Source organism: Micromonospora auratinigra, from assembly GCF_900089595.1.
Lineage (GTDB): Bacteria > Actinomycetota > Actinomycetes > Mycobacteriales > Micromonosporaceae > Micromonospora > Micromonospora auratinigra.
Genome location: NZ_LT594323.1, coordinates 1,392,436 through 1,417,056, shown reverse-complemented (window position 1 = coordinate 1,417,056; position 24,621 = coordinate 1,392,436). Strand labels below are relative to the sequence as shown.

At 73.4% G+C, this 24,621-nt stretch carries 23 protein-coding genes and 1 pseudogene; 14 read left to right on the top strand and 10 right to left on the bottom strand.

Going from position 1 to position 24,621, the window contains the following annotated elements; genetic code table 11:
• Positions 1-151: 151 nt before the first annotated feature.
• Positions 152-1,600: an endo-1,4-beta-xylanase gene (locus GA0070611_RS06215; RefSeq protein WP_091658905.1), complete on the top strand. Its 1,449-nt coding sequence runs from the start codon at positions 152-154 to the stop codon at positions 1,598-1,600.
• Between the two features lie 50 nt (positions 1,601-1,650).
• On the opposite strand, the gene GA0070611_RS06210 is transcribed toward GA0070611_RS06215, so the two are convergent.
• The 5 genes from GA0070611_RS06210 to GA0070611_RS06185 form a co-directional block, all read right to left on the bottom strand.
• A complete protein-coding gene (locus tag GA0070611_RS06210; protein ID WP_091658902.1) occupies positions 1,651-1,941 on the bottom strand; it encodes a DUF4287 domain-containing protein in 291 nt (96 codons plus the stop codon).
• A gap of 195 nt (positions 1,942-2,136) precedes the next feature.
• A complete protein-coding gene (locus GA0070611_RS06200) occupies positions 2,137-2,679 on the bottom strand; it encodes a YrhB domain-containing protein (protein WP_157740216.1) in 543 nt (180 codons plus the stop codon).
• A gap of 71 nt (positions 2,680-2,750) precedes the next feature.
• The gene (locus GA0070611_RS06195) at positions 2,751-3,332 is read right to left on the bottom strand and encodes an exonuclease/endonuclease/phosphatase family protein (RefSeq protein WP_091658890.1); all 582 of its coding nucleotides are present in this window, start codon (positions 3,330-3,332) and stop codon (positions 2,751-2,753) included.
• A gap of 6 nt (positions 3,333-3,338) precedes the next feature.
• Positions 3,339-4,913, bottom strand: a complete 1,575-nt coding sequence (locus GA0070611_RS06190) for a Na+/H+ antiporter (RefSeq protein WP_231921344.1) — start codon at positions 4,911-4,913, stop codon at positions 3,339-3,341.
• Between the two features lie 77 nt (positions 4,914-4,990).
• Positions 4,991-5,611, bottom strand: a complete 621-nt coding sequence (locus GA0070611_RS06185) for an L-threonylcarbamoyladenylate synthase (RefSeq protein WP_091658884.1) — start codon at positions 5,609-5,611, stop codon at positions 4,991-4,993.
• A gap of 117 nt (positions 5,612-5,728) precedes the next feature.
• On the opposite strand from GA0070611_RS06185, the gene GA0070611_RS31695 reads away from it, so the two are divergent.
• Both GA0070611_RS31695 and GA0070611_RS06175 read left to right on the top strand, forming a co-directional pair.
• Positions 5,729-6,094, top strand: coding sequence for a hypothetical protein (locus tag GA0070611_RS31695; protein WP_231921343.1), 366 nt, complete (start codon positions 5,729-5,731; stop codon positions 6,092-6,094).
• 1,147 nt (positions 6,095-7,241) lie between these two features.
• Positions 7,242-10,781, top strand: a complete 3,540-nt coding sequence (locus tag GA0070611_RS06175; protein WP_091658879.1) for a glycosyl hydrolase — start codon at positions 7,242-7,244, stop codon at positions 10,779-10,781.
• A 61-nt stretch (positions 10,782-10,842) separates the two neighbouring features.
• On the opposite strand, the gene GA0070611_RS06170 is transcribed toward GA0070611_RS06175, so the two are convergent.
• Together GA0070611_RS06170 and GA0070611_RS06165 are read right to left on the bottom strand one after the other, a co-directional pair.
• Positions 10,843-11,469: an SGNH/GDSL hydrolase family protein gene (locus GA0070611_RS06170; RefSeq protein ID WP_091658876.1), complete on the bottom strand. Its 627-nt coding sequence runs from the start codon at positions 11,467-11,469 to the stop codon at positions 10,843-10,845.
• 61 nt (positions 11,470-11,530) lie between these two features.
• Complete coding sequence (locus tag GA0070611_RS06165) at positions 11,531-11,911, bottom strand: VOC family protein (RefSeq protein ID WP_091658873.1); 381 nt, start codon at positions 11,909-11,911, stop codon at positions 11,531-11,533.
• Positions 11,912-12,321: 410 nt separating this feature from the next.
• Here GA0070611_RS06165 and GA0070611_RS06160 point away from each other — a divergent pair, with 410 nt between their 5' ends.
• The 10 genes from GA0070611_RS06160 to GA0070611_RS06115 all read left to right on the top strand — a co-directional run bounded on the left by GA0070611_RS06160 (position 12,322) and on the right by GA0070611_RS06115 (position 22,051).
• Positions 12,322-13,635: a DegT/DnrJ/EryC1/StrS family aminotransferase gene (locus tag GA0070611_RS06160; protein WP_091658867.1), complete on the top strand. Its 1,314-nt coding sequence runs from the start codon at positions 12,322-12,324 to the stop codon at positions 13,633-13,635.
• The gene (locus GA0070611_RS06155; protein ID WP_091658863.1) at positions 13,632-14,801 is read left to right on the top strand and encodes an MFS transporter; all 1,170 of its coding nucleotides are present in this window, start codon (positions 13,632-13,634) and stop codon (positions 14,799-14,801) included. The genes GA0070611_RS06160 and GA0070611_RS06155 overlap by 4 nt, the downstream gene beginning before the upstream one ends.
• Positions 14,798-15,766, top strand: coding sequence for a sulfotransferase (locus tag GA0070611_RS06150; RefSeq protein ID WP_091658859.1), 969 nt, complete (start codon positions 14,798-14,800; stop codon positions 15,764-15,766). Before GA0070611_RS06155 ends, GA0070611_RS06150 begins: the two co-directional genes overlap by 4 nt.
• Positions 15,767-15,770: 4 nt before the next feature.
• Positions 15,771-16,601: an SDR family NAD(P)-dependent oxidoreductase gene (locus GA0070611_RS06145; protein ID WP_091658856.1), complete on the top strand. Its 831-nt coding sequence runs from the start codon at positions 15,771-15,773 to the stop codon at positions 16,599-16,601.
• 37 nt (positions 16,602-16,638) lie between these two features.
• Positions 16,639-17,478 (top strand): class I SAM-dependent methyltransferase, encoded by an 840-nt coding sequence (locus GA0070611_RS06140; protein WP_091658853.1) that lies wholly within the window; start codon positions 16,639-16,641, stop codon positions 17,476-17,478.
• A gap of 14 nt (positions 17,479-17,492) precedes the next feature.
• Complete coding sequence (locus GA0070611_RS06135) at positions 17,493-18,368, top strand: family 3 encapsulin nanocompartment shell protein (protein ID WP_091658850.1); 876 nt, start codon at positions 17,493-17,495, stop codon at positions 18,366-18,368.
• 8 nt (positions 18,369-18,376) lie between these two features.
• Positions 18,377-19,657: an NAD(P)/FAD-dependent oxidoreductase gene (locus GA0070611_RS06130; protein WP_091658846.1), complete on the top strand. Its 1,281-nt coding sequence runs from the start codon at positions 18,377-18,379 to the stop codon at positions 19,655-19,657.
• The gene (locus GA0070611_RS06125; protein WP_231921342.1) at positions 19,657-20,358 is read left to right on the top strand and encodes an aspartate/glutamate racemase family protein; all 702 of its coding nucleotides are present in this window, start codon (positions 19,657-19,659) and stop codon (positions 20,356-20,358) included. Before GA0070611_RS06130 ends, GA0070611_RS06125 begins: the two co-directional genes overlap by 1 nt.
• 10 nt (positions 20,359-20,368) lie before the next feature.
• Positions 20,369-20,983 (top strand): hypothetical protein, encoded by a 615-nt coding sequence (locus GA0070611_RS06120; RefSeq protein WP_091658841.1) that lies wholly within the window; start codon positions 20,369-20,371, stop codon positions 20,981-20,983.
• A 66-nt stretch (positions 20,984-21,049) separates the two neighbouring features.
• Positions 21,050-22,051, top strand: coding sequence for a CehA/McbA family metallohydrolase (locus GA0070611_RS06115; protein WP_091658837.1), 1,002 nt, complete (start codon positions 21,050-21,052; stop codon positions 22,049-22,051).
• Positions 22,052-22,069: 18 nt separating this feature from the next.
• On the opposite strand, the gene GA0070611_RS06110 is transcribed toward GA0070611_RS06115, so the two are convergent.
• The 3 genes and pseudogenes from GA0070611_RS06110 to GA0070611_RS06100 form a co-directional block, all read right to left on the bottom strand.
• The gene (locus GA0070611_RS06110; RefSeq protein ID WP_091658833.1) at positions 22,070-22,519 is read right to left on the bottom strand and encodes a nucleotidyltransferase domain-containing protein; all 450 of its coding nucleotides are present in this window, start codon (positions 22,517-22,519) and stop codon (positions 22,070-22,072) included.
• 46 nt (positions 22,520-22,565) lie between these two features.
• Positions 22,566-22,982: a glutaredoxin domain-containing protein gene (locus GA0070611_RS06105; RefSeq protein WP_091672553.1), complete on the bottom strand. Its 417-nt coding sequence runs from the start codon at positions 22,980-22,982 to the stop codon at positions 22,566-22,568.
• A gap of 346 nt (positions 22,983-23,328) precedes the next feature.
• Positions 23,329-24,179 (bottom strand): annotated as a pseudogene (locus GA0070611_RS06100) (IS5 family transposase).
• A 197-nt stretch (positions 24,180-24,376) separates the two neighbouring features.
• Between GA0070611_RS06100 and GA0070611_RS06095 the strand changes: the two are divergent.
• Entirely contained in the window at positions 24,377-24,610 is a 234-nt protein-coding gene (locus tag GA0070611_RS06095; RefSeq protein WP_197676057.1) for a hypothetical protein, read from the top strand.
• Positions 24,611-24,621 lie beyond the last annotated feature (11 nt).

Sequence of the window (24,621 nt, the reverse complement as noted above, 5' to 3'; positions counted from 1 at the left end):
TCTCGGGGAGATCGCTTCGATCGACCCACTGTGGACGGGATCACCTCCCGCCGCGCACGGCCTCCGGGCGACCGTGCGCCGGACCGGCCACCGTGGCGGGCAGTCGCGGGGCGGCGCATCACCACATCCACGGCAAGGGAAAGGCTTCGTGATGGATTCAGTGCTCGCCCGCGACCCCGGGGGCCCGACGGCCCGGCGGACGCGGACCGCGTTGCTCTGCGCGGCGGCGGGGGTCGCGATGATCGCGGCGACGGTGGTGCTGGGCGGCAGCGCCAGCGCCGGCACCACGCTCGGCGCGTCGGCGGCCGAGAAGGGCCGCTACTTCGGTACGGCGGTGGCCGCGTACAAGTTGTCGGACGCCACCTACGTGGGCATCCTCAACCGCGAGTTCACCATGGTGACCCCCGAGAACGAGATGAAGTGGGACGCCACCGAGCCCACCCAGGGGCAGTTCACCTACTCCAGCGCCGACCGGATCGTCAGCCACGCGCAGGCCAACGGCATGCGGGTACGCGGCCACGCGCTGGCCTGGCACTCCCAGCAGCCCGGCTGGGCGCAGAACCTCTCCGGCGCCGCGCTGCGCCAGGCGATGGTCAACCACATCACCCAGGTCGCCACCCACTACCAGGGCAAGATCTACGCCTGGGACGTGGTGAACGAGGCGTACGCCGACAGCGGCGGCGGCCGCCGCGACTCGAACCTGCAGCGCACCGGCGACGACTGGATCGAGGTGGCCTTCCGTACCGCGCGGGCCGCCGATCCGGGCGCGAAGCTCTGCTACAACGACTACAACACCGACAACTGGACCTGGGCCAAGACGCAGGGCGTCTACAACATGGTCAAGGACTTCAAGGCCCGGGGCGTGCCGATCGACTGCGTCGGCTTCCAGTCGCACTTCAACAGCGGCTCGCCGTATCCGAGCAACTACCGCACCACCCTGCAGAACTTCGCCGACCTCGGCGTCGACGTGCAGATCACCGAGCTGGACATCGAGGGTTCGGGCAGCACGCAGGCCACCACCTACGGCAACGTGGTCCGCGACTGCCTGGCGGTGGCCCGCTGCACCGGCATCACGGTCTGGGGCATCCGCGACAGCGACTCCTGGCGGGCCAGCGGCACCCCGCTGCTCTTCGACGCCGGCGGCAACAAGAAGCCCGCGTACACCGCCGTGCTCACCGAACTGAACGCCGGCGGCACGAGCACCCCGCCGCCCACCACCGCCGCGCCGACCACGCCGCCCCCGACGACCGCTCCCCCGACCACCCCGCCGCCGAGCACGCCGCCGCCCACCACCCCGCCGCCGTCGGGCAGCGGCTGCACCGCGTCGGTGACGCTGAACCAGTGGCAGGGCGGCTTCGTCGCCAGCATCCGGGTCACCGCCGGGGCGAGCGGCCTCACCGGGTGGACCGTCGGGCTCACCCTGCCGTCGGACGCGACGGTCACCAACACCTGGAGCGCCCAGCCCAGTGGCACCAGCGGCGCGCTGACGTTCCGCAACGTCGACTACAACCGCCAGGTCGCCGCCGGCACCAGCACCGAGTTCGGTTTCCAGGGCACCGGTACCGGGCCCTCCGCCGTCCCCACCTGCACCGCCGGTTGAGGTTCGCCGGGGTCCGGCGCGGCGTCGTCCGCGCCGGGCCCCGGTCCGGCTCAACTCGGCCGGGTCGCCCTACCGTCGAGCCAGAGGGTGTCCGTGGCGTCGCGGTGCGTGCCGGTGGAGCCGACATGCTTGGCGCTGATCGTCGGCCCCTTCTTGATCACGTGTACCAGGGCCATCGCGTGCCCGCGACCGAGGCCGTACTCGTCCTTCAGCCAGTCCACGATCACGCCGGCCTTCACGTCGGCCCGGTCGTAGCCGCGGCCTTTGGCCTCGTCGACCAGCACGCGGGGGGTCTTGCCGGTCCGGTCCTCGATCGCGTCGAGGTACGCCTGGAAGGACATCGGGTCAGCCCTCGATCCGGTGCGGCCGGGCGATGATCCTGTGCTGCGTCATGTCGTCGTCCTCCTGCTCGGTAGCGGTACGACGACCAGCCTGCCGGGACGCGAGCGGATGATCAACGCAGGATTCCGCCACGATCGTTGAGCCGGAGACAACGATCCACGACCTGGACCGGCGACCGGCGACCGGCCGCCCGGTCAGCGGCACGGGCCGGCGCGCCGCTGGGTGACCGGCATCCGGTCCTCCTCCCCCGGCGGTCGGGTCCGACGCACCAGGTCAGCCGGCGGCTCACCACCGTCGCGCAGCGCGTACACGTATGCCCTGGCATCGAACGGGCTCAGCGCGGGACAGCGCCGGCGCAGGTGCCGCATCGCGGGCAGGGATCCCTCGTCGCGCAGCACCGCGCGGACGTCGTCGCGTACCGGGTCCGGCCGGGGCTCGCCGCGCACCTGCCACCGGTACCGGATCTCCCAGTCGTCGGTCATGAGCTTGGTCACCGGGACGTGGTGGATGCTGCCGTCCTCGCCGTCCACCAGGTAGGGGCCCTGCCCGATCAGCATGTCGCGCACGTCGCGGGTACGCACGTAGCGCGCGGACTGCCAGAAGACCAGCCAGCCCAGCGGGTGCCGCTCGACGTCCAGCACGGCGAGCTCCTCGATCGCCGGCCCGAGCCGGCCCGTGCGGCGCTCCTCGGCGAGCAGCGCCGTCACGAGCGCGACCGCCTGTTCCTTCGTGACCACGGGACCCATCCTGGGGTACGGACGGGTCCCGTGGGTGCCCGGGCTGCCTCAGCCTCAGCCTCGGCGCAGGGTCACAGCTCGATCGCGAAGGTCGCCACGACTCCGTTGTGGTCGGACCTGGTACCGGTCACCAGTTGGTAGTCGGTCATCCACAGGTAGCGGAAGTCCTCGAGCCGCTTCCAGAAGTAGACGTAGTCGATGTGCCGGCTGCCGTGCGTGCCGGTTCCCTTCTCACCGTAGAGGTTGTAACAGGAGCGCAGGTTCGGCAGCGAGTTCGCCTCGAAGACCTGCCACGGGAACTTCGCGTACCCGTACGCCCGGTCCTCGCTGAAGTCGATGTTGAGGTCACCGCTGACGATGACCTGACCCTCGTCCTTCTTCCGGATCGCCAGGTCCTTGATCTCCTGGAACTGCTGCTCGGCGCAGGCCGTACGCGGGATGTCGACCGGCGCGCCGTTGTCCTCGATGCTGGAGTTGGCGTGCGCGTTGATGTGCGTGCGCCGCTGCCCGGCGCGCGAGCCGGCGCGTTCTGGTCGGCATGGGTGAGCCCCTCCCGCAGGTCGGGCCGGGCGGGTCCGCCGGCCGGTGAGGAAGGATGCTATCGCGATGATTGTCGATATTGAAGAACTTCTACGTGTCTTCGAGTGGGCCACCAGCGGTCAGTCCTCCGGCTCCGGGCCGAGCAGCCGGACCTCCTCGATGTCGATGCCGGCCTGCACCTGCCGGTGCACCGCGTCGTCGATCTCGTTGGCGTCGCGCAGCCGGTTGATCTCGCGCCGCTTGTGTTCGAGCACCTCCAGCCGCAGCCGGCGCGACGCCTCCCCCTGCCGCACGTTCTCCTCGGTGCGCGGGGCCCGGATGTCGTCCAGGTGCTCCTGGTAGTCGTCGCGCAACCGGTCCACCACGTCCGGGGAGGCCCCGAGCTCCGCGGCGACCTGCGGCAGCGCGGCCAGCCCCGCCTCGGTGGCCCGGATCCGCGCCCAGCGCACCTCGTGCTCGCGCTCCCGGTCACCGCGCAGCCCCGCCCAGGTGGCCACGGCGGGCAGGGTGGTGCCCTGCACCAGCATGATCAGCACGATCACCACCACGGTGACGAAAATGATCAGGTCCCGTTCGCGCACCGGCATGCCGGCGTGCGTGCTGACCGGGACGGCCAGCGCGGCGGCGAGCGAGACCGCGCCCCGGAAGCCGGCCCAGCCCATGGCGGCCCGGACCCGGAAGTCGAAGCGGCGGGCCTGACGCGACGCGCGCCGGTCGACACCCTGCAAGCCGGCCACGGACACCTGCACCCAGATCAGCCGGACGACCACCACCACCAGGGCGACCACCACGGCGATGGCCAGCGACTGCATCGGCGAGTGGCTGGTGATGCTGCGCAGCGAGCGGGGCACCTGCATGCCCAGCAGCACGAAGAGACTTCCGTTGATCATGAAGGTGGCGAGGTCCCAGAACGCGTACGCGGTCAGTCGCGAGCGCGCCCGGATCACCCGTGGTCCCGCGTACGACAGCAGCAGCCCGGCGACCACCACGGCGAGGACGCCGCTGGCGTGCACCACCTCGGCGAGCAGGAACGCCACGAACGCGGTGAGGATGCTCAGGCCGCCCTCGCGCATCGGGTCGTCGACGTGCCGGCGGATCTGGATCACCACCGCACCGACCAGCAGCCCGGCCGCGATCCCGCCGACGGCCTTGCCGACGAACTGACCGGCGAGGCCCAGCGCCCCGGGCACCGACCCGCCGGCGATCACGCCGACGGTGACGGAGAAGAGCACCAGGGCCGTACCGTCGTTGATCAGGCTCTCCGCCCGCAGCGTGGTGAGGATGCCGCGCGGCATCCGCTTGGCCAGGCCGGCCACGGCCGCGGCGTCGGTGGGCGCGAGGACCGCGCCGAGCACCCAGGCCGCCGCCGGCTCGACCCCGAGCGCCTTCGCCGCGTACGCGACCGCCACCATCGTGATGACCACCAGCGCGACGGCCAGCAGGGCGATCACCGCGAGGTTGGCCCGGATCTCGCGGAGGCTGACGACCAGGCTCTCCCGGTAGAGGATCGCGGGCAGGAAGAGCAGCAGCACCACCTCGGGTTCGAGGACCACGTCGGCGAAGGGCGGCAGCAGACCGAGCAGCGCGCCGAAGGCGATGAGCAGCACCGGCGGGGCGACCCGGTAGCGGCCGCCGATGGTGGTGCCGACGAGCACGGTGATGCCGAGCACCGCGATCAGCACGAGTGCGCTCACGTCGTACCTCCGTCACCTGCCCACCGCGTCCCACCGTGCCGCACGGTCGGGACGTGGGGGGCCGGAACGGCCGATCGCTACTCGAAGCGGGCGGGGTCGCCGGCGCCGTGGCGCAGGATCTCCGGTTCGTCGCCGGACAGGTCGATGACGGTGGTCGGCTCCAGGCCGCAGTCGCCGGCGTCGAGCACGGCGTCCACCTGGTGGTCGAGACGTTCCTTGATCTCCCAGCCCTGGGTCATCGGCTCGTCCTCGCCGGGCAGCAGCAGGGTGCTGGAGAGCAGCGGCTCACCGAGCTCGGCGAGCAGCGCCTGGGTCACGGTGTGCCGCGGCACCCGGACGCCGACGGCGCGCCGGCGCGGGTCCTGCAGCCGGCGCGGCACCTCGGCGGTGGCCGGCAGGATGAACGTGTAGCTTCCCGGGATGGCGGCCTTGACCTGCCGGAACACCGAGTTGCTGAGCTTGACGAACTGGCCCAGCTGGGCGAAGTTCGCGCAGACCAGGGTGAACGGGTGCCGGTCGTCGAGCTTGCGGATCTCCCGGATCCGGTCGACGCCGGCCCGGTTGTCGAGCCGGCAGCCGAGGGCGTAGCAGGAGTCGGTCGGGTACGCGATCAGGCCGTCGTCACGCAGCAGGTCGACGATCTGCCGGAGCACCCGGGGCTGCGGATTGTCCGGATGCACGTCGTAGTACCTGGCCACGCCGGCCAGCCTATGCCGCGCCCCGCCGGGTGGCGAATCACAAAAGATCCCCCTGGCAGGTTTGGCGCCGGGCCGTACCGGAAAAGATGGCTCCGCTCGAAGAGGGGGGACCTTGCCATGTCCGAAGCCAGCACCGACCGCGCCGACCGTCCGGCCGAGGTGACCGACCCGCTGCTGTGGGGCCTGTCCGCCACGGTGGCCGACGCGCACCAGCCCGACGACGACCGGATCTGCGTCAGCCCGAGCTGCGTCGGCGCGGCCTGGCCCTGCGCCGCCTGGAACAACGCCCAGGAAGGGCTGCGCGCCGCGCGGACCCCGCGTCCGGCGGGTGCCGCTCCGGCGACCGCCCCGGCCGGTCCCGCCGCCGACGAGCACCACGACCCGCTGACCGGCTGGTCCACCGACCTGGTCCCGGCCGCCCGCCGGCAGACCCTGCCGCAGCCGGCCCACCGGGAGCAGCTCGCCGTCACCTCCGCCGCCTGACCCCAGGCGTACGCCCGGATCGGCTTCCCGCCCGTGCTCGCCGGCCCTGAGCGGTGGCCGCCCTGATCGCGCCCGCTGACCGGGCGGCGACACTGCTCGGGCCGACGGCCGCACCGGATGGGCGCGCTTGCGCTGAGTCCGCCCGACGGGCGCGATGGCGCTCCGCCGATCGGGTGGCCGCGCTGGCGCCGCACCGGCCCGATCGCGCCCCCGCCGATCGGGTCGTCGATCATGAGGTTGGCGGCGATCTGGATCTCCGTTACTGCCGCCAACCTCATGATCGACGAGTGGGGCGGTCAGGTCGGGCTGCGCAGGGGGAAGGTCCGCGGTGACGGTGCGGCGCCCATGCTGATCGACACCGGTCGCAGGCCCGACCGGTCGCGCCTTCATGCGGTCGCCGGCGTGTCGGGGCGACTGCCGGTTCCGGGCGCACCGCCGCGCGATCACGCCCCCGGGGTCACCACCGGTCTCGAGCGGATCGCGGGCAGCCGCGTGCCCCTGCCGGGCGGCGCGGGTCTGCGACCACCACCACGCCCAGCCGGATCACGGGCACTCGCCCGCCGACGCCGGCTCGCGCCGGCGCGCCGCCACCCGGCATGCCCCTCACCGACGCCGACGTGACCGGCCCGGCCGGCCGCGTCCCGGCGGCCCACCGCCCCCTGCACACCCGTTGAGTTGATCAATGAGTTTCGGTCAAGGAAAGCCGACTCCCTGACGCAAACCCCTTGATCATCCACGGCGGGGCGGCGCGCGGTGCGGACGCGAGGCGAAGGCGCGGACGCGAGGCGCGGGGGTGGGGTGGGGTGGGGCGGGGGCGGGCAGCGGTCGGGAGGGCGGCGTGCGCCGGTGCGGCGCGGGAGCGCGCCCACACCGCTTCGCAAGATCGTTTTTGGAACGAATTTCCGGCCGGTTTCGGCCTCCCCGAGGCCGCGGGTATCGATCTTCACCAACCTCGTCGGGGCTGGTCAGGGCTGCGGCGCGGGCGGGGCGGACATTCGCGGGAGTGCATCCAGAGAGCGCTCTCTGTCGTAATGAGCCATTGACGAGGACGTAACCGAAACCTAACCTCGCTCCCCAAGAGAGCGCTCTCTCGGCTCCCGGCACCACACCCCGTACCCCGATCCCTCATCGCGAAGGGAACCCCCTTATGCCACTCCCCCTCCGGGACTTCTCCCCGGGCGACCGTCCCGACCCGATTTCCGCGACACCCGCCGCCGGCCGACGCCCCCGCGGCCTGCGCGCCCTGGCCCTGGCCACCGCGTCCTTCCTCGCCGCCGGCGTCCTCGGCGTCGTGGTGATCGGCACCGGCGCGGCGGAGGCCGGCACCGTCGGCGCCGGCAGCTACACCGAGACCCTGCCGCCCGGGGCCGCGCTGCCCAAGGGTTGCGGCACCATCAGCACGAACCCGCGACTGTTCGTCACCGCCGACGCCCCCAAGGGCGCCATCCCCACCAACGACTGGTGGTCCTCCCTGATCTGGAAGCGCAACAACTGCGCCACCAGCGAGAACATGATGGCCCACCCGCTGGCGTACCACGCCGAGAACAACGGGCTCGGACTGTCGTACACCACCACGCCGGCGATCAGCGGCACCTCCACCGGCGTCGGCGAGTACCACTTCCCGTACACCGAGGACATCCGGGTCGGGGTCGCCGGGCTGGGCGCGCCGGTGGTCAAGGCCGCCGACTGGACCGACTGGACGGTCACCGCGGACTGGAACGACGGGGCGCGCACCATGCGGGCCACCATCGGTCACGGCCTGCCGTTCAGCTACTACCAGATCACCGGCGGCAACGCGCAGATCACCGCGACCGCGGCGCCGACGGTGTGGGCCAACTCCGGCTCGATGATCGGCTTCACGGTCAACGGCCACGACTACGTCGCGTACGCGCCGACCGGGGCCGGCTGGACGGTCGGCGGCGCGGGCATCAGCTCCACGCTGGGCGGCAAGGGCTACTTCTCGGTCGCGGTGCTGCCGGGCGGCGCCGCCGACAAGACCGCGCTGGCCACCGAGTACGGCAAGTACGCCCACGCGCACGTCACCGGCACCACGATGAGCTACCAGTACGACCCGGCGACCAGCACGGTGCGCACCACGTACGCCTTCACCACCACGCCCCGCGAGGGCACCGAGACCAAGACGGTGGTGTCGCTCTACCCGCACCAGTGGCGCAGCCTCGTCGGGGCCACCCCGATCACCCCCACCTACGTCTCGCCGCGCGGCGCGATGCGGGTGCTCACCGGCGTCGCGTCCTTCACCACCAGCATGAAGTACACCGGCGTGCTGCCGGAGGTGCCGGCGGTGGGCGACTCCTCGGGCGCCGACCTCACCACGGTCACCAACTACCTCAACGCCGAACTGGCCAACCCGGAGGGGATCAGCGGCCAGGACACCTACTGGGCCGGCAAGGGCCTGGGCCGGGCCGCCCGGGTCGCGGAGATCGCCGACCAGCTCGGCCTGACCACCGTTCGCGACGCGGCGGTGACCGCGATGAAGAACCGGCTGACCAACTGGCTGACCGCGAGCTCCGGTGAGACCAGCCAGCTGTTCTACTACGACAAGAACTGGGGCACGCTGATCGGCTACCCCGCCTCGTACTTCTCCGACGAGGACCTCAACGACCACCACTTCCACTACGGCTACTTCATCGCCGCGGCGGCCACGGTGGCCAAGTTCGACCCCACCTGGGCCTCGAGCACCAAGTACGGCGGCATGGTCGACATGCTGATCCGCGACGCGAACAACTACGACCGGACCGACACCCGGTTCCCGTACCTGCGCGACTTCGACATCTACGCCGGTCACGACTGGGCCTCCGGCCTGGCCTGCTTCTTCGCCGGCAACAACCAGGAGTCCTCCTCGGAGGGGATGAACTTCGCCAACGCCCTGATCCAGTGGGGCCAGGCGACCGGCAACGCCGCGGTGCGCGACGCCGGCATCTTCATCTGGACCACCCAGTCCGCGGCGATCTCCGAGTACTGGTTCGACGTGCACGACGAGAACTTCCCCGCCGCCTTCGGCCACAAGACCGTCGGCATGGTGTGGGGCGACGGCGGCGCGTACGCCACCTGGTTCTCCTCGGCCCCGGAGATGATCCAGGGCATCAACATGCTGCCGATCACCGGCGGGCACTTCTACCTCGGCAACGACCCGGCGTACGTGCTGGCCAACTACAACGAGCTGGTCACCAACAAGGGCGGCCCGCCGAGCGTCTGGCAGGACATCATCTGGGAGTTCCTGGCCCTCGGTGACGGGGACAAGGCGCTGCAGAACTTCCGGGCCAACAGCACCTTCGCCAGCGAGGAGGGCGAGAGCAAGGCGCACACCTTCCACTGGATCCGCAACCTGGCCGCGCTGGGCAACGTGGACGCCACGATCACCGCGAACCACCCGCTGGCCAAGGTGTTCAAGAAGGGCACCGCCCGCACCTACGTGGCGTCGAACATCACCGCGAAGCCGCTGACGGTCACCTTCTCCGACGGCACCCGGGTCGACGTGCCGGCCGGGCGGACGGTCGCCTCCGGGGCGCAGACCTTCAGCGGTGGCAGCGCCACCGGCGGCGTGGACATGGGCACGCCGCCCACCGGCAGCACCCCGCCGCCGAGCCCGACCACTCCCCCGCCGAGCCCGACGACCCCGCCGCCCAGCCCGACCACGCCGCCGCCGAGCGCCACCACCCCGCCGCCCAGCCCGACCACCCCGCCGCCGTCGCTGAGCCCGACGCAGTACCTGCTCTCCGGCGGAGCCCTCGGCGGCACGGCCGGCGCGGCCGGCACGGTCTCGGTCGCCGCCGCCAACGGCAACCACGACGGCACCCCGGCCAACCCGCAGGTGTTCACGGCCACCGGGCTGACCGGCGCGTACAACGGCGGGACCAGCGGCTTCGACCTGGCCGTCGACGCCGGCACGGCGGTCGGCAACGGCGTGCAGGCCCGGATCTCGTACGACCTGACCGGCGACGGCAGCTGGGACCGGGTGGAGACCTACAACTACTACGCGACCGACCCGGTCACCGGGGTGGAGCACTACAAGCAGACCCAGGGCCTGAAGTCGGCCACCGGCACCCTCGGTGACCTGGTCAACGGCGCGGTCAAGGTCGAGGTGTGGAACGCCATCGGCAGCGGGGCCACCAACCTGGGCATCGGCAACGCGTCCACGCTGGTCCTGCCGTACACCGGCACCGCACCCACCACGCCGCCCACCGGCGACCCGGGAGCGTTCTCGCCGGACATGTACCTGACCGGGCAGACCCTGTCCGGCAGCGCCGGCACCGCCGCCAACGCCACGGTCACCGCGGCGAACGGCAGCTGGGTCGGCAGCCCGCACAACGCGCTGGTCTACACCGCCACCGGCGTCACCGCGGCGTACTCCGGCGGGCAGTCCCGCTTCGACCTGTTCCTCGACGCCGGCACGAACGTCGGCAACGGCACCCAGGTCCGGGTCTCCTACGACCTGACCGGTGACGGCACCTTCGACCGGGTGGAGACGTACCAGTACTTCGCCACCGACCCGGTCAACGGCTGGGAGCACTACACCGACGCCAAGGGCCTCTACTCGGGCGTGGGCACGCTCGGGAACCTGGCCAACGGCACCGTGAAGGTCGAGGTCTGGAACGCCATCGGCGGCACCGCCACCACCCTCGGCATCGGCAACCAGTCGAAGCTGACCCTGCCGTACACCGGCTGACGCCCCGGCGTCACGGGCGCCCCGGCCGCACCCGCGGTCGGGGCGTCCCCGTGTCCGGGGCTCAGGCGGTCGGGGTGACCGCGCGCAGCCAGGCCTGGGCGATCAGCGCGTGCCCGAACGGCGTGGGGTGCACGCCGTCGCGGGTCCAGGTCCGCTCGTCGACGTCGGCGGCCCGGAACAGCTCGTCCACCGCCACCAGGGTCGCGTCGAACTCGGCGGCGAGCCGGCGGACCACGTCGACCTTCGGGTCGAGGTCCTCGCGCCAGCGGCGCTGTGCGTCGTCGAGCGGGACGAGGAAGGGCTCGACGAGCACCGTCCGGGCGCCCAGGCGACGGGTCGACTCCAGCAGCGCGCGGTAGTCGCGGGCGAAGTCGGCGGCGCTGGTCGGGTCGTCGGTGGTGTAGCGGCGCCACATGTCGTTGACGCCGATGAGGATCGACACCACGTCGGGGGCCAGCGCCAGGCAGTCGGCCTGCCACCGGGCGCGCAGGTCGCGTACCCGGTCGCCGCTGACGCCCCGGTTGACGAAGTCGACCCGGTGCACGGGGTGCCGGGCGGTGAACCAGGCGGCGGCCATCATCGCGTACCCGGTGCCGAGGTCGCCGCCGTCGGTCCGGTCCCGGCCGGCGTCGGTGATGCTGTCGCCGATGAAGAGCACCCGGCCGCCCTGCGGCACCGTCACGGTCATCCGCCCGTCCTTCCCCCGACCACACCTGCCGCCATGATCATGCCCCAGCCGGCCCGGCCGGTCACTCCCAGCGGCGGGCGGTCGCGGCGAAGAGGTCCGGATCACTGGCGACCGGGATGACGCAGAGCAGATGCCCGCCGGGGGCGCGCAGCACCTGGCAGCCCTGCCAGCGGGAGACCGGGGTCGCGCCGAGCGTGACCAGCCGGTCCACCTCGGCCTCCACGTCGTCGGTCTCGATGTCGAGGTGGTAGCGGGGTGCGTCGTCCACCGCCTGCACCGCGGTCACCAGCCCCGGCACCACGTCGAGCAGGTCGGTGAACTGCGGTTCGGTGGGTTCGACGTGGGTCGGCGCGCCCAGCGCCGCGGACCAGAAGTCGGCGGCCGCGCCGGCCGTGGCGCGGGGCGCGTCGACGATCAGCGCGTAGAGCCGGGACCGGTGCACGGGACCAGGGTATCCGCGCAGGCGGTCGTCGGCACGGCCTGCCGGCGTGCCGGCCACCCTGCGTGGTCGGGGCGGTCCGGTGGGCCGGCGGGTCGGGGCAGCGTGGCGAGGGCGGGGTTACATGGATGGGCGACAATTCCCCTTTCGCCTCGGTCACGGTCCGCGACCGGGCGGAAGGACAACTCGCCCGGATGTCGATGTCGGTAAATGGATAGTTGACGCGCGGAGCACGAAAGACAATCATGTTGGTCACTGGATCTGCGGCACCACCCCTGTCGGATCTGGTGGCTTTCCCTCCTCGACCGGATCGCGCCGGGACCCGCGACCGCCGGGCGAACAGCCCTGCGCACGTTCCCGGAATTCCTATCGAGCGAATAGGATTCGCCGCCGTCGCCCCGAGGAGTCCGCCGGTGAACGGGAACAACGACGCTCCCACGCCGACCCGGCCGAAGCCGGTGTCAACCGGGTCCGAGCTGGACAGACAGCTCGCCCTGCACGGCGGACGGCCGGTCCGCCACGCGCCCTGGCCGACGTACGACAAGGGTGCCGTGTTCATCCATCCCGACGACGAGGACGCGGCCGTCCGGGCCATCCGCAGCCACCTTTATTTCCGGTACGACCACCGGGCGGAGAACGAAACCGAATGTGGCCGGTTCGAGGACGAGTTGTGCCGTTATTTCGGCACCCGCCACGCCCTCGCCGTTTCCAGCGGCACCGCCGCCCTCGCGTTGGCCGTGATGGGTTCCGGGGTGCCGCCCGGCTCATTGGTGGCCTGTCCCGGATTCACTTTCGTCGCCACCCCGAGCGCCATTGTGCTGGCCGGCTGCCGGCCGTTCCTGGTCGAGGTCGACGACGACCTGCGCATGGACCTCGACGACCTGCGCCGGCGCTGGCGCCCCGACATCCGCGCCGTCGTGGTCGTCCACATGCGCGGCTTCGCCGCCGACGTCGAGGCGCTCGCCGCGTTCGCCGCCGAGCAGGGCGTGCCGCTGATCGAGGACGCCGTACCCGCGCTCGGCGCCGAGCTGCACGGCCGCAAGCTCGGCACCTTCGGCGCCGCCGGGGCGTTCAGCACCCAGTCCGACAAGGCGCTCAACTGCGGCGAGGGCGGCTTCCTGGTCACCGACGACAGCACCCTGTTCGCCCGGGCGGTCGCCCTGTCCGGGGCGTACGAGGGGCGGCTGCGCCGGCACTTCCCGCACGGCGAGCCGCCGCTGACCGGACTCGACCTGCCCCTGCTGAGCCTGCGGATGGACGAGATCCGGGCCGCGCTGCTGCGCGCCGAGCTGACCCGGCTGCCGCAGCGGCTCGCGCTGTTCCACCGCAACTACGCCCACGTCGCCGCCGCGCTGGCCGGGCTGCCCGGCATCGCGGTGCGCCGCCCGGTCGCGCCCGGGGCGTACCTCGGGGAGGCGTTCGTGTTCCGGGTGCCCGGCGGCGACGCCGGGTGGTTCGCCCGGGCGCTGCGCGCCGAGGGGATCGACGCGCGCAACATCGGCGCGGACGACGACCTCAACGTGCGGGCGTTCTGGAACTGGCGATTCCTCTACGACACCGCCGACCCCGGGCAGATCCGGGCCATGCTGCCGCGCACCGCGCGACTGCTCACCGAGACCGTTGACGTGCCGCTGTCGTCCAACCTCACCCCGGACGACTGCGACGAACTGGTCCACGCGGTGCGCAAGGTGGCCGCCGCCCGCGACACCGCGCAGGTCCGGCCGTGACCGACACCGCGCCGCTGCCCCGGCTGCCGCTGGCCGGCCTGCTCGGCGGGCTCTTCGCCGGCTACCTCGGCCTCACCGCGGTCATCCCGGTGCTGCCCGGCTTCCTGCGCGAGCGCCACCACGCCGGTGACCTCACCGTCGGGGCGCTGGTCACCGCCACCGCGGTGACCGCGCTGCTGGTCCGCCCGGTCGCCGGGCACCTCGCCGACCGGTACGGCCACCGCACGGTGATGCTGACCGGCGCGCTCGTGCTGGCCGCCGGCGGCCTGCTCTACCTCGCGCCGCTGGGCGTGCCCGCGCTGCTGGCCGTGCGGCTGCTGCTGGGCGCCGGCGAGGCGGCGCTGTTCACCGCCGGCGCGGTGTGGATCGTGCAGCTCGCCCCGCACCAGCGGCGCGGCCAGCTCATCGGCCTGTACGGGGTGAGCATGTGGGGCGGGATCTCCGCCGGCACCTTCCTCGGCGCGACCGTGCAGCAGGCCGGCTACCCGGCGGTGTGGGCGCTCAGCGCCGCCGCGCCCGCGCTGGCCGCCGGGCTCGTCGCGCTGGTGCCCGCGCCCCGGCGCGGCGCCCCGGCGGGCCGTGGCGGCGCGCTACTGCTGCGCCCCGCGCTACTACCCGGGATCGCGCTGACCTTCGGCGCCGCCGGATACGCCGGCCTGGCCGCGTTCGTGGTGCTGCACCTCGACGCCCGGGGCATCGGGCACGGGGTGGTGGTGCTGAGCTGCTTCAGCGCCGTGTACGCCGGCACCCGCCTGGTCATCGGCCACCTGCCCGACCGGCTCGGACCCCGGCGGGTGGCCGCCTGGTGCGGGGTCGGCGAGGCCGCCGGGCTGCTGGTCGTCGCCGTCGCCCCGAACCTGGCCGTCGCGGTGGCCGGCAGCGTGCTGATGGGCGTCGGGTTCTCCCTGCTGCACCCGTCGCTGGCGCTGATGGTGCTCGACCGCGCCGCACCGGAGCGGCAGGGGGCGGCGATCGGGGCGTACACCTCGTTCTGGGACCTGGGCCTGGCGGTGTGGGGTCCGGTCACCGGCCTGGTCGCGGCCGGTCTCGGCTATCCGGCGGTGTTCGCCGTCGGGGCGGCGTGCGCCGCGGTGGCCGCGGCGATGGCGCTGCGCATCGGCCGCCCGGTGGCGGCCCCGACGCCGACGGAGGTACGCACGGCATGAACGGATCCCTCACCGTGCTCAGCGTCACCGGCTGGTGCCGCAACGGCAGCACCATCATCGGCAACGTCCTCGGCGAGGTGCCCGGCGTGGTGCACGTCGGCGAGCTGCACTTCCTGTGGCGCAACGCCACCGGACGCGGCGTCAACGACCGGTGCGGCTGCGGCGAGCGGCTGACCGACTGCCCGCTCTGGTCGACGGTCCTGCCCATCGGCCGCCCCGACGGGACCACCCCGGACGCGCACGCGGCGGCGGTGATCGCCCGGCAACGCGGCCGGCTGCGGACCCGGCACACCTGGCGGGTGCTGCGCCGGGGCGCGTACGACGGGCAGGTGCGCGCCCACGCCGAGCTGATGGGCGCGGTCTACCGGGCCGTCGCCGCGCGCACCGGCGCGCGGGTGATCGTGGACAGCACGAAGATCCCCGGCGAGGCGGCGCTGCTGCCGCACGTGCCCGGCGTGACGCCGTACTGGCTGCACCTGGTCCGCGATCCCCGGGCGGTGGCGCACTCGTGGCGGGAGCCGAAGGAGTACGTCTACGCGATGTCGGCGGCGCGCAGCACCGCGTACTGGAACGGGTTCAACCGGGCCTCGGCGGCGATCAACCGCCGGCACCCGCAGCGCTCGATGTTCCTGCGCTACGAGGACTTCACCGCCGACCCGGCCGGCACCGTCGACGCCCTGCTGCGCCTGGTCGGCGTCGACCCGGCCGGCAACCCGGTGCGCGGACGCGGCGTCGAGCTGCGCGGCAACCACACGGTGACCGGCAACCCGGACCGGTTCCGCACCGGCCCGACCCTCATCCGGGACCTCGACGACGGGTGGCGGAGCACGCTGACCCGCCGGCAGCGGCTCGCCGTGACCACCCTCGCCTGGCCGCTGGCCGCCCGGTACGGCTACCGGACGGGCCACGCGGCGACATCCGCCGACACACCGGACGCGACCAGCCGCGCCGGCACCGGGAGGTAGCACCGTGGACCTGGGACTCACCGGACGGGTGGCGCTCGTCGCCGGCGGCACCAGCGGGATCGGGTTGGCCTGCGCGCGGGAGTTCGCCGCCGAGGGCGCGCACGTGGCCGTCTGCGGACGCGACCCGGACCGGCTCGCCGCCGCCGAACGCGAGCTGTCGGCCGTCGCCACCGGCCTGGTGCACGCCAGCCGGGTCGACCTCGCCGACGGTGACGCGGGGGCCCGCTGGGTCGAGCGGGTCGCCGCCGACCTCGGCGGCGTGCACGTGCTGCTGGTCAGCGGGGGCAGCCCACCGATCGGCACCGCCACCATGTTCGGCCCCGACGACTACCGGGCCGCCGTCGACCGGGTGCTGCTGCCCGCCGTCACCGTGTCGCTGGCCGCGGTGGCCCGGATGCGGGCGGCCGGGTGGGGCCGGGTGCTGCTGGTCGCCTCGGAGACCGCCTGCGTGCCGATCGGGCCGCTCGCGCTGTCCGGGGTGACCCGGGCCGCGCTGGTCCGCTTCGCCCAGGGCCTCGCCGTCGACGTGGGCCGCGACGGCGTGACGGTCAACGTGCTCGCCCCCGGCGGGGTGCGTACCCCGCCGATGGAACGGGCCGCGGCGCGGCTGGCCGGCGCGGACGGCGACGTCGGGGAGCGGCTCGCCGCGATGGGGCACCACAGCGCGCTGGGCCGGCTGGCCCGCCCCGACGAGGTGGCCGCCGTGGCCGCGTTCCTGGCCGGCGAGCGGGCCTCCTACGTCACCGCCGGCGTGCACCTGATCGACGGCGGGGCCGCCGCCACCGGCCCCGACCTGCCGCACCTCACCGGCGTCCGCCGCGACACCTACGCCTGACCCACCGCCCCCACCCGCCGCACGAAGGAGTGCACCGATGTCCACCACCAGCCAGTTCACCGAACGGGACGTCTCGGAGTTCTTCGACCGGACGACGCAGACGTACCTCAGCTTCTGGGACAGCGAGGGCGTGCTGCACACCGGCTACTTCGCCGACGAGGCGGACACCGACTACCCGGCGGCGGCCGACCGGACCTCCGACATCCTCGCCGCCGACGCCGGCATCGACGCCACGTCGAGAGTGCTCGACGTCGGCTGCGGGTGCGGCAACTTCCTGCTCCGCCTGGCCGAGCGGACCGGGTGCCGGGGCGAGGGCCTGGACCTCAGCATCGAACGGATCCGCTTCGCCGAGTCCCGGCGCGCCGAGCGCGCGCCCACGGCGGACATCACCTTCCGGCACGGCTCGGCCACCGCCCTGCCGTACGCCGACGGCAGCTTCAGCCACGTGGTCAGCCAGGACGCGCTCTTCCTGGTCCCGGAGAAGCCCCGCAGCCACGCCGAGATGTTCCGGGTGCTCGCCCCCGGCGGGGTGCTGACGATCTCCGACTTCCTGCAACCGAGGGCCGAGATCGGCGCGGCCGCCCGCCGGCACGTCTACGACCGGGTCCGGTGGAACGGCGGCTACTCCCTCGACGGCTACGCCGACGCGCTGACCGCCGCCGGCTTCGTCGACGTCGACGCGCGCAGCCTGGACGCGCACATCCGGCAGACGTACCGGGTGCTGGGGCACACCGCCCGGGAGCGGGCCGCCGGCACCGCCGACGAGGCCGCCCGGACCTGGATCCTCGGCTTCGCCGACTCCTGCGACGAGATCCAGGCCGCGATCGACCGGGGCGAGTTCGGCTGGGGCATGGTCATCGCCCGCAAGCCGGCCTGAGAAGGGGAACGACAATGGCCCGCACCGACCAGATCAAACGGACCATCGCCGAGGTCGTCGCCGACCGCCGGACGCAGATGTCACCCGGCGGGCGCTTCGTCGAGGCGTTCGCCAGGGACGGCTTCGACACCCGCGTCGACTACGACGTCACCATCACCGACTCGCTGACCAGTTCCCGGCGCAAGCCCCGCTACCCGTCGCGCAACATGCTCAAGGTGGTGGACCTGTCGCGCGAACCGCAGGAGCACTACTGGCACGAGAGCCCGCCGCGCCCCGGCGACCCCCGGGTCGACGGCGCCGACCTGCGCCGCGAGGCGGCCAACCACTTCCACCGCTCCCCCATCCCGCCGCTGCTCACCACCACCGCGTGGGTCCAGGTGCCGGACGCCCTCTGGGACGACCCGGTCAGCTTCGCGCAGTTCATCGACTACCGCCTCGTGGTCCGCCTGGCCACCGCCGAGAACCACACCATCCTGCGCGGCGAGGGCGGGCTGCTGCACATGCCGCAACTCGGCCGGCTCACCGACCCGGGTCCGTTCGGCTCCACCATCCTGGCCGCCTGCAACGAGGTGGAGCAGATGGGCAGCACCGCCGACGGCCTGATCATCAACCCGGCCGACTACTACCGGCTGCTCGGCGCGGGCACCCTGATGCGCGACGTGGAGGAGAACGGCGTCTTCATCGTGCGGACCCGACTGGTCGATCCGGGCACCGCCGTCGTCGGCGACTTCGGCCACGGCGCCCTGCTCTTCGACGCCGGCCGCTCCACGATCCGGTTCGCCGAACCGCCGCCGGGCACCTTCGCCGAATCCGGGGTGGCGCTGGCGGCGGAGATCTGGGAGCGGGTCGTGGTGAACCTGCCGACCTGCTTCTTCGTCGTCACCCTCTGAGGCCGGCGATGGCGACGACGCCCACGCGGCACGACCCCGACGTCCTGGTCATCGGCGCGGGCGTCGTCGGCCTGTTCTGCGCCTGGTTCCTGCGCGAGGCCGGGCACACCGTCACCGTCGTCGACCGGCACGAGGTCGGCGACCCGGCGGCCTGCTCCGCCGGCAACACCGGCTTCGTCGGCACCCAGGGCTCCGCGCCGCTGGCGGAGCCCGGCGTACCGGCCCGAGGGCTGCGCTGGCTGCTGAACCCCGAGAGTCCGTTCCACGTCACCCCCCGCCTCGACGGGGAGCTGCTGAGCTGGCTGTGGCACTTCCGGCGGCACTGCACCGAACGGCACGCCCGCGCCGGCTTCGAGGTGCTGCTCGCCCTCAAGCAGCGCAGCCTCGCCGTGCTGCGCGAGGTCTGCGCCGAGGGCGAGCTGGCCGGCACCCTCACCGCCCGCGGCATGGTGCTGGCCTGCCACACCCCCGAGGGGTACGCGGCGGCCCGGCGCACCGTCGACACGGCGGTCGCCCACGGGGTGCCGCTGCGCGAGCTGGGCCTGGACGAGCTGGCCCGGCTCGAACCAGGCGTCGAGTTCGACCTGGCCGGGGCGCTGCTCAACGAGGAGGGCGCCGCGCTGCGGGTGCCCGCCTTCCTGGTCGGCCTCGCCGACGCGCTGCGGCAGCGGGGCGTCGAGGTGCTCGGCGGCGTCGACGTACGCGACTTCGAGGTCGTCGACCGGCAGCTCCGCGCGGTCCGCACCGGCGGGGGCGAGCTGCGGCCCGCCGAGGTGGTGATCGCCGCCGGTGTCTGGTCGACCGGGCTCGCCCGGGCGCTCGGCGTCGGTCTGCCCCTGCAACCGGCCAAGGGCTACACGGTCACCGTCCCCGCCGGGCCGGGCAGCCCGACCCTGCCGATGCTGCTCAGCGAGGGAAAGGTGGCGGTGCTGCCGATGGGCGACCAGATCCGGATCGGCGGCACCCTGGAACTGTCCGGGCTGGACGCCTCGGTCTCGGCGCGGCGGGTCGACGGGATCCTGCGTACCGCCCGGACGTACCTGCCGGGGCTGGACACCGACCGGCGGCTGGACGTCTGGACCGGACTGCGGCCGTGCACCCCGGACAGCCTGCCGCTGATCGGGCGGCTCGGCGCGTACCGCAACGTCAGCGTGGCGACCGGGCACGGCCACATCGGGATGGGCCTCGCCCCCGCCGGCGGGCGCCTGCTCGCCCAACTCGTCACCGGGAAGGACCCCGACATGCCCCTGGAGACCTTCGCGCCCGACCGCTTCCGGGTCGGTCTCTGATGGACCCCACCATCGGCGTGCTCTGCCTGGAGACGACCTTCGACAAGATCCCCGGACACATCCGCAACCCGGCCACCTTCGACTTCCCGGTGCGCTACCGGGTGGTCGAGGGGGCCACCCCGCGGCGTCTCGTCCGCGAGGCCGACCCCACCCTGCTGGAGCCGTTCGTCACCGCCGCCCGCGAGCTGGCCGCCGCCGGGGTCGCCGGGATCACCGGCGCGTGCGGTTTCCTGGTGCTCTTCCAGGCCGAGCTGGCCGCCGCCGTCCCGGTGCCGCTCTGGTCGTCCAGCCTGATCCAGCTGCCGATGGTGCACCGCATGGTCGGCGGCCCGGTCGGCCTGCTGGTGGCCGACGAGGCGGCGCTCACCCCCCGGCACCTCGCCGCGGTCGGCGCGCAGGACGTCCCGGTCGCGCTCACCGGGATGGCCGGGCAACCCGAGTTCCGCGAGGTGATGCTGGAGGGCCGCCGGGACACCCTCGACGTGGACCGGCTCGCCGCCGAGGTCGACGCCCGGGTCGACGCGCTCGCCCGCGACCACCCCGGGTTGCGCGCGCTGGTGATCGAGTGCACCGACCTGGTGCCGTTCGCGTACCGGATCCAGCAGCGGCTCGGCCTGCCCGTCTTCGACATCGTCACGCTCACCCGGATGGCGCACGCCGCCCTCACCCGACGACCGTTCCCGCCGGCCGCGCGGCGGTAGCCTCGTCGCCATGAGCGAGGTCAGCCACGGGTACGGCTCCGAGCAGATCCGGGTGCTGCCCTTCGACGAGGCCGTTCGGCACCGGCCCGGCATGTACTTCGGACTGGGCCCGGCGGATCCCCGGCTGCCCACCCGGATCCTGGTGGCGGTGCTCGGGCACGCCCTGCACCCCGCCGCCGCCGTCGCCGCACCCCACGTGCCGCAGGCCCACGCCGAGGTGCACGCCGACCTCGTCTTCGTCGTCGAGGACGACCAGGTCGCCGCCGGGCCCGCGTCGGGGCCGCCCGCCCCGGGGTACTTCGGCTCGCTGCTCGGGCCGCAGCGCTGGCTCGCCGCAGCGGCGGCGGTCCTGAGCGCCCGGACGGTGGTGCAGGTGTGGCGCGACGGGGTGGGGTTCCGGCAGGAGCTCACCCGGCTCCGGCCGGCCCACCCGCCGCAGCGGTACACCGGCGGGACCGGCACCGGCACCCGGCTGTCGTTCACGCTCGACCCGACGTACTTCCCGCCGGGGGCGGCCATCGCCCGGCACATCGACCCGCAGGACCTGCACGAACCGGCGTGCGGCCCGCTGGCCGCGCACGGCCGGCCACCGATCCGCGACCTGCGTACGCCGCCGCCCGGCTGAGCTGTTCCCGCCCGCCCGGGCCCGACCGGGGCAGCGAGACGGGGTGACGCTGACTAGCCTCGGCGGATGGCACAGCCCGAAATTGTCCCGCAGCTCCCGCCAACCCGACTGCCCGGGCGCGGCCCCGGCTGGTACCGGGGCGACTGCCACGTCCACTCCGTGCACTCCGACGGCGAGCTGACGCCGGCACAGCTCGCCGCCGAGGCCCGCCGGGCCGGGCTGCACTTCGTGGCGACCACCGAACACAACGACGCGCACGCGCACGCCGCCTGGACCGACCCCGCCGGGGACGACCTGCTGGTGATCCTGGGCGAGGAGGTGACCACCGGCACCGGCCACTGGCTGGCCCTCGGCCTGCCGCCGGAGCAGGTGGTCGACTGGCGCTACCGGGTCCGCGACGGCGTGGTGGACCGTCACCGCGAGCAGGTGCAGCGCGCGGGCGGCCTCTGCGTGGCGGCGCACCCGCACGCGCCGTACCCGTCGGGCCGGTTCATGTACCCCTACCAGGGCTTCGACGTGGTCGAGGTGTGGAACGGGCAGTGGGCCTCCGACCTGCCGTGGAACGCCGACAACGAGGCGGCCCTGGCCGAGTGGGGGCGCGGGCTCGCCGCCGACCTGCACACCGGACGGTGGCGGCCCGCGATGGGCAACAGCGACGCCCACCTGGCCGGCCAGCTCGGCGTACCGCACACGGTGGTGCGGGCGGACGAGCTGAGCGTGGCGGCGCTGCTCGACGGCATCCGGGCCGGGCGGAGCTGGATCGCCGGTTCCGCCGCCGTGGACCTGACGGTCACGGCGACGGCGGGCGCGGCCACCGCGCAGATCGGCGACCGACTGGACACCGCCGGCGGGCCCGCCGAGGTGTACGTGGCGGTACGCGGCGTGCCGTCCGGGGCGGTCAGCCTGCACACCGACCGGGGCACCGCGCACCGGGAGACGCTGTCCCCGGACGGCTCCGGGGAGGTGCGGTGGCGGACCACCGCGGCCGAGGTGGACTTCGTCCGGGTCGAGGTGCGGCACCCGTCGGGGCAGATGGCCGCCCTGACGAACCCGATCGTGCTGGGCTGACCGGAGCGTGGCGACCGATCACGCCGGGTGACGCGTGCTCCCGTCCGCCGCCCCGCAGGCCGCCGCCAGCGCCGCCAGCAGCCCCGCCGGATCGTGCACGACGCGGTGTCCGTCACTGATCACCCGGTGGGTGCCCGGGTCGACCGGGTCGGTGCCCGCCCAGCTCAGCGGCACCACGCCCAGCTCGATCTCGAAGCCGGAGGGGCGGCGCACCCGGATCTCGCGCAGCGGCCCCCAGCGCGCCGTCCGGCTGAGGTCACCGCCGAGCAGACCGGTCCAGACCTCCGGCTCCGCGTACCCAGGGTTGTCGGTGAGGACCACGATGTCGACGTCGGAGTCCATCCGGGCGGCCCCGCGTGCCCAGGAGCCGACGACCACCACCCCCGGTACGTCGGCACGCCCGGCCGCCCACCCGGTCACGATGTCGACGGCGAGTGCGGCCTCCCGGGCCCGTTCCTCGGTCACCATCGCCCGAGTCTGGCACGGCCCGCGCCCGCCGCGTGGCCCCCAGCGGTCACAGCCGCCCGAGCACCCAGTCCGCCGGCGGGTTCACCTTGGCCTCGCCGCCGACGACGACCGTCGGGACGGTCTCGTCGCCGCCGGTCACCGCCCGGACCGCCGCCGCGCCGGCCGGATCACGCCAGATGTCGACCCAGTGGGCGTGCCGCGCCCGCCGCCCCAGCCGGCGACGCAACCGCAGGCAGTACCGGCAGCCCGGCCGCCAGTAGATGATCGGTCGCCCGTCGCGTCTGCTCTGCTCCGCCGCCTGCGCGGCCGGTACGGACCGGGGGAAGGGCAACGGGGAGAGCAGGAGCGCCAGGCCACCGAAGACCACCGCCTCGGCGACGGCGAGCCGCCGGTCGCCCTGGGTGACCGCCGCAAGCACCGCGCACGCCAGCAGCAGACCCGCGAACCACCACCTGCGCAGCATGCACTGGATCTTAGTCAGCAGGCGCCACCGCGGAGGCCCGCCGGGCCCGGTCGGTCGGGCGGCCGGGCGGCGGTGCCGGCCGGCCCGGTCACCACGGTGCACCCCGGTCGCCTCCGCCTCGGCGCACGCGATCCGTCTCACGTACCCGCACCTCGGTGACCATCGGTCACAGAGGTCGGTGGTCCGCGGATGCTCCCTCGCGCGCCTTTGCTCTGCTTACCCAGACGCAACACGTACGGTGCGTGACTGTTGCGTGCAGGTAAGCAGAGCAAAGGGAGAAAGCGACAGGTGATTCGCCGGCGGCTGGCGGTCAGAAATGACCGCTCTAGGCCGTGTCTTCAAAGGTTCACAACCATTGGAGTAGCGCGGCGATGGTGACGGTGGCCTGATAAGACGTCGCGGTCTTGTCATAGCGGGTGGCGACGCTGCGGCACTGCTTGAGCCGGTTGAAGCAGCGTTCGACGACGTTGCGCCGCTTGTAGATCTGCTTGTCGAACACCGGTGGCCGGCCACCGCGGCTGCCTCGCCTGCGGCGGTTTGCCTGCTGGTCGGCGCGCTCCGGGATCGTGTGCCCGATGCCTCGCCGGCGTAGGTCGGCGCGGATGGCCTTGGAGCTGTAGCCCTTGTCGGCGATGACGTGGTCCGGACGGACGCGGGGCCGGCCGGGACCCGAACGCTCGACACGGATGCCGGCGAGGACCTGGGTGAAACGGGTGCAGTCGTTGACGTTGCCGCCGGAGAGCACGAACGCAAGGGTCCGGCCCAGGCCGTCGCAGGCGAGGTGAATCTTGGTGGTCAGTCCACCTCGAGATCGACCGAGGGCGTGATCTTGTGGTTCGTCCGATTCCCGGCGCCCCCTTTAGCGCCGGCGGCGTGCTGGTGGGCCCGCACGATGGTCGAGTCGACCGATACCAGCCAGTCGATATCCCCTGCCGCATCCGCGTCGGCCTGGACCCCGGCGAGCATCCGCTCGAACGTGCCATCGAGGGCCCACCTGCGGAAACGGGTGTAGATCGACTGCCAGGACCCGTACCGGGCCGGCACATCACGCCACGCCGCACCGGCCCGGATCTTCCACACGATCCCGTTGAGCATCCGCCGGTCATCGACCCGAGGCCGACCACCCGTCACCGCCGACGGCAGATACCTCGACAGCGCTTCCCACTCGACGTCAGACAACTCGTAGCGACGACCCACGCCCTACATCATCCGACACCGAGATCCTTTGAAGACACTGCCTAGCGGCTTGCTGGGCGGTTCAAGGTTCAGGGCCGGTTGGATGTCAGCCACCTTGGGTAACCGTCCACAATGCCGCACGGTGGGGACTCAGCGTGGCAGAGAGCGACGGGATGCGGCAGGGCGCGGCGGCGTGGTGGGTGGGTACGCTCACCGGCATGACCGCTGACACCGGCCCGCTGCAGGTGTGGGATCTCCTCGTCACCGCGGAGATGGCGCGGCAGATCCGGCACTGGCGGGTGGTGGAGGACTGCTCCTACCGGGTCGTCGCTCGGCTCGCCGACGAGACCTGGGGCAGCGCGACCGGCGGCAACCAACTCTTCGGTGAGGACCTCTGCGCGGCCGCCGCGAGGATGTCCGGGGAGTACCTGAACGCCGAACCCTGGAGCTGAGCCGCCGTCGG

Excerpts from the sequence above, each read along its gene's own strand:
- GA0070611_RS06215 (WP_091658905.1), top strand. The coding sequence starts at position 152 with ATGGATTCAGTGCTCGCCCGCGACCCCGGGGGCCCGACGGCCCGGCGG.
- GA0070611_RS06210 (WP_091658902.1), bottom strand. The coding sequence starts at position 1,941 with ATGTCCTTCCAGGCGTACCTCGACGCGATCGAGGACCGGACCGGCAAG.
- GA0070611_RS31695 (WP_231921343.1), top strand. The coding sequence starts at position 5,729 with ATGTCCGAAGCCAGCACCGACCGCGCCGACCGTCCGGCCGAGGTGACC.
- GA0070611_RS06175 (WP_091658879.1), top strand. The coding sequence starts at position 7,242 with ATGCCACTCCCCCTCCGGGACTTCTCCCCGGGCGACCGTCCCGACCCG.
- GA0070611_RS06170 (WP_091658876.1), bottom strand. The coding sequence starts at position 11,469 with ATGACCGTGACGGTGCCGCAGGGCGGCCGGGTGCTCTTCATCGGCGAC.
- GA0070611_RS06150 (WP_091658859.1), top strand. The coding sequence starts at position 14,798 with ATGAACGGATCCCTCACCGTGCTCAGCGTCACCGGCTGGTGCCGCAAC.
- GA0070611_RS06140 (WP_091658853.1), top strand. The coding sequence starts at position 16,639 with ATGTCCACCACCAGCCAGTTCACCGAACGGGACGTCTCGGAGTTCTTC.
- GA0070611_RS06135 (WP_091658850.1), top strand. The coding sequence starts at position 17,493 with ATGGCCCGCACCGACCAGATCAAACGGACCATCGCCGAGGTCGTCGCC.
- GA0070611_RS06130 (WP_091658846.1), top strand. The coding sequence starts at position 18,377 with ATGGCGACGACGCCCACGCGGCACGACCCCGACGTCCTGGTCATCGGC.
- GA0070611_RS06125 (WP_231921342.1), top strand. The coding sequence starts at position 19,657 with ATGGACCCCACCATCGGCGTGCTCTGCCTGGAGACGACCTTCGACAAG.
- GA0070611_RS06120 (WP_091658841.1), top strand. The coding sequence starts at position 20,369 with ATGAGCGAGGTCAGCCACGGGTACGGCTCCGAGCAGATCCGGGTGCTG.
- GA0070611_RS06115 (WP_091658837.1), top strand. The coding sequence starts at position 21,050 with ATGGCACAGCCCGAAATTGTCCCGCAGCTCCCGCCAACCCGACTGCCC.
- GA0070611_RS06110 (WP_091658833.1), bottom strand. The coding sequence starts at position 22,519 with ATGGTGACCGAGGAACGGGCCCGGGAGGCCGCACTCGCCGTCGACATC.
- GA0070611_RS06105 (WP_091672553.1), bottom strand. The coding sequence starts at position 22,982 with ATGCTGCGCAGGTGGTGGTTCGCGGGTCTGCTGCTGGCGTGCGCGGTG.
- GA0070611_RS06095 (WP_197676057.1), top strand. The coding sequence starts at position 24,377 with ATGACCGCTGACACCGGCCCGCTGCAGGTGTGGGATCTCCTCGTCACC.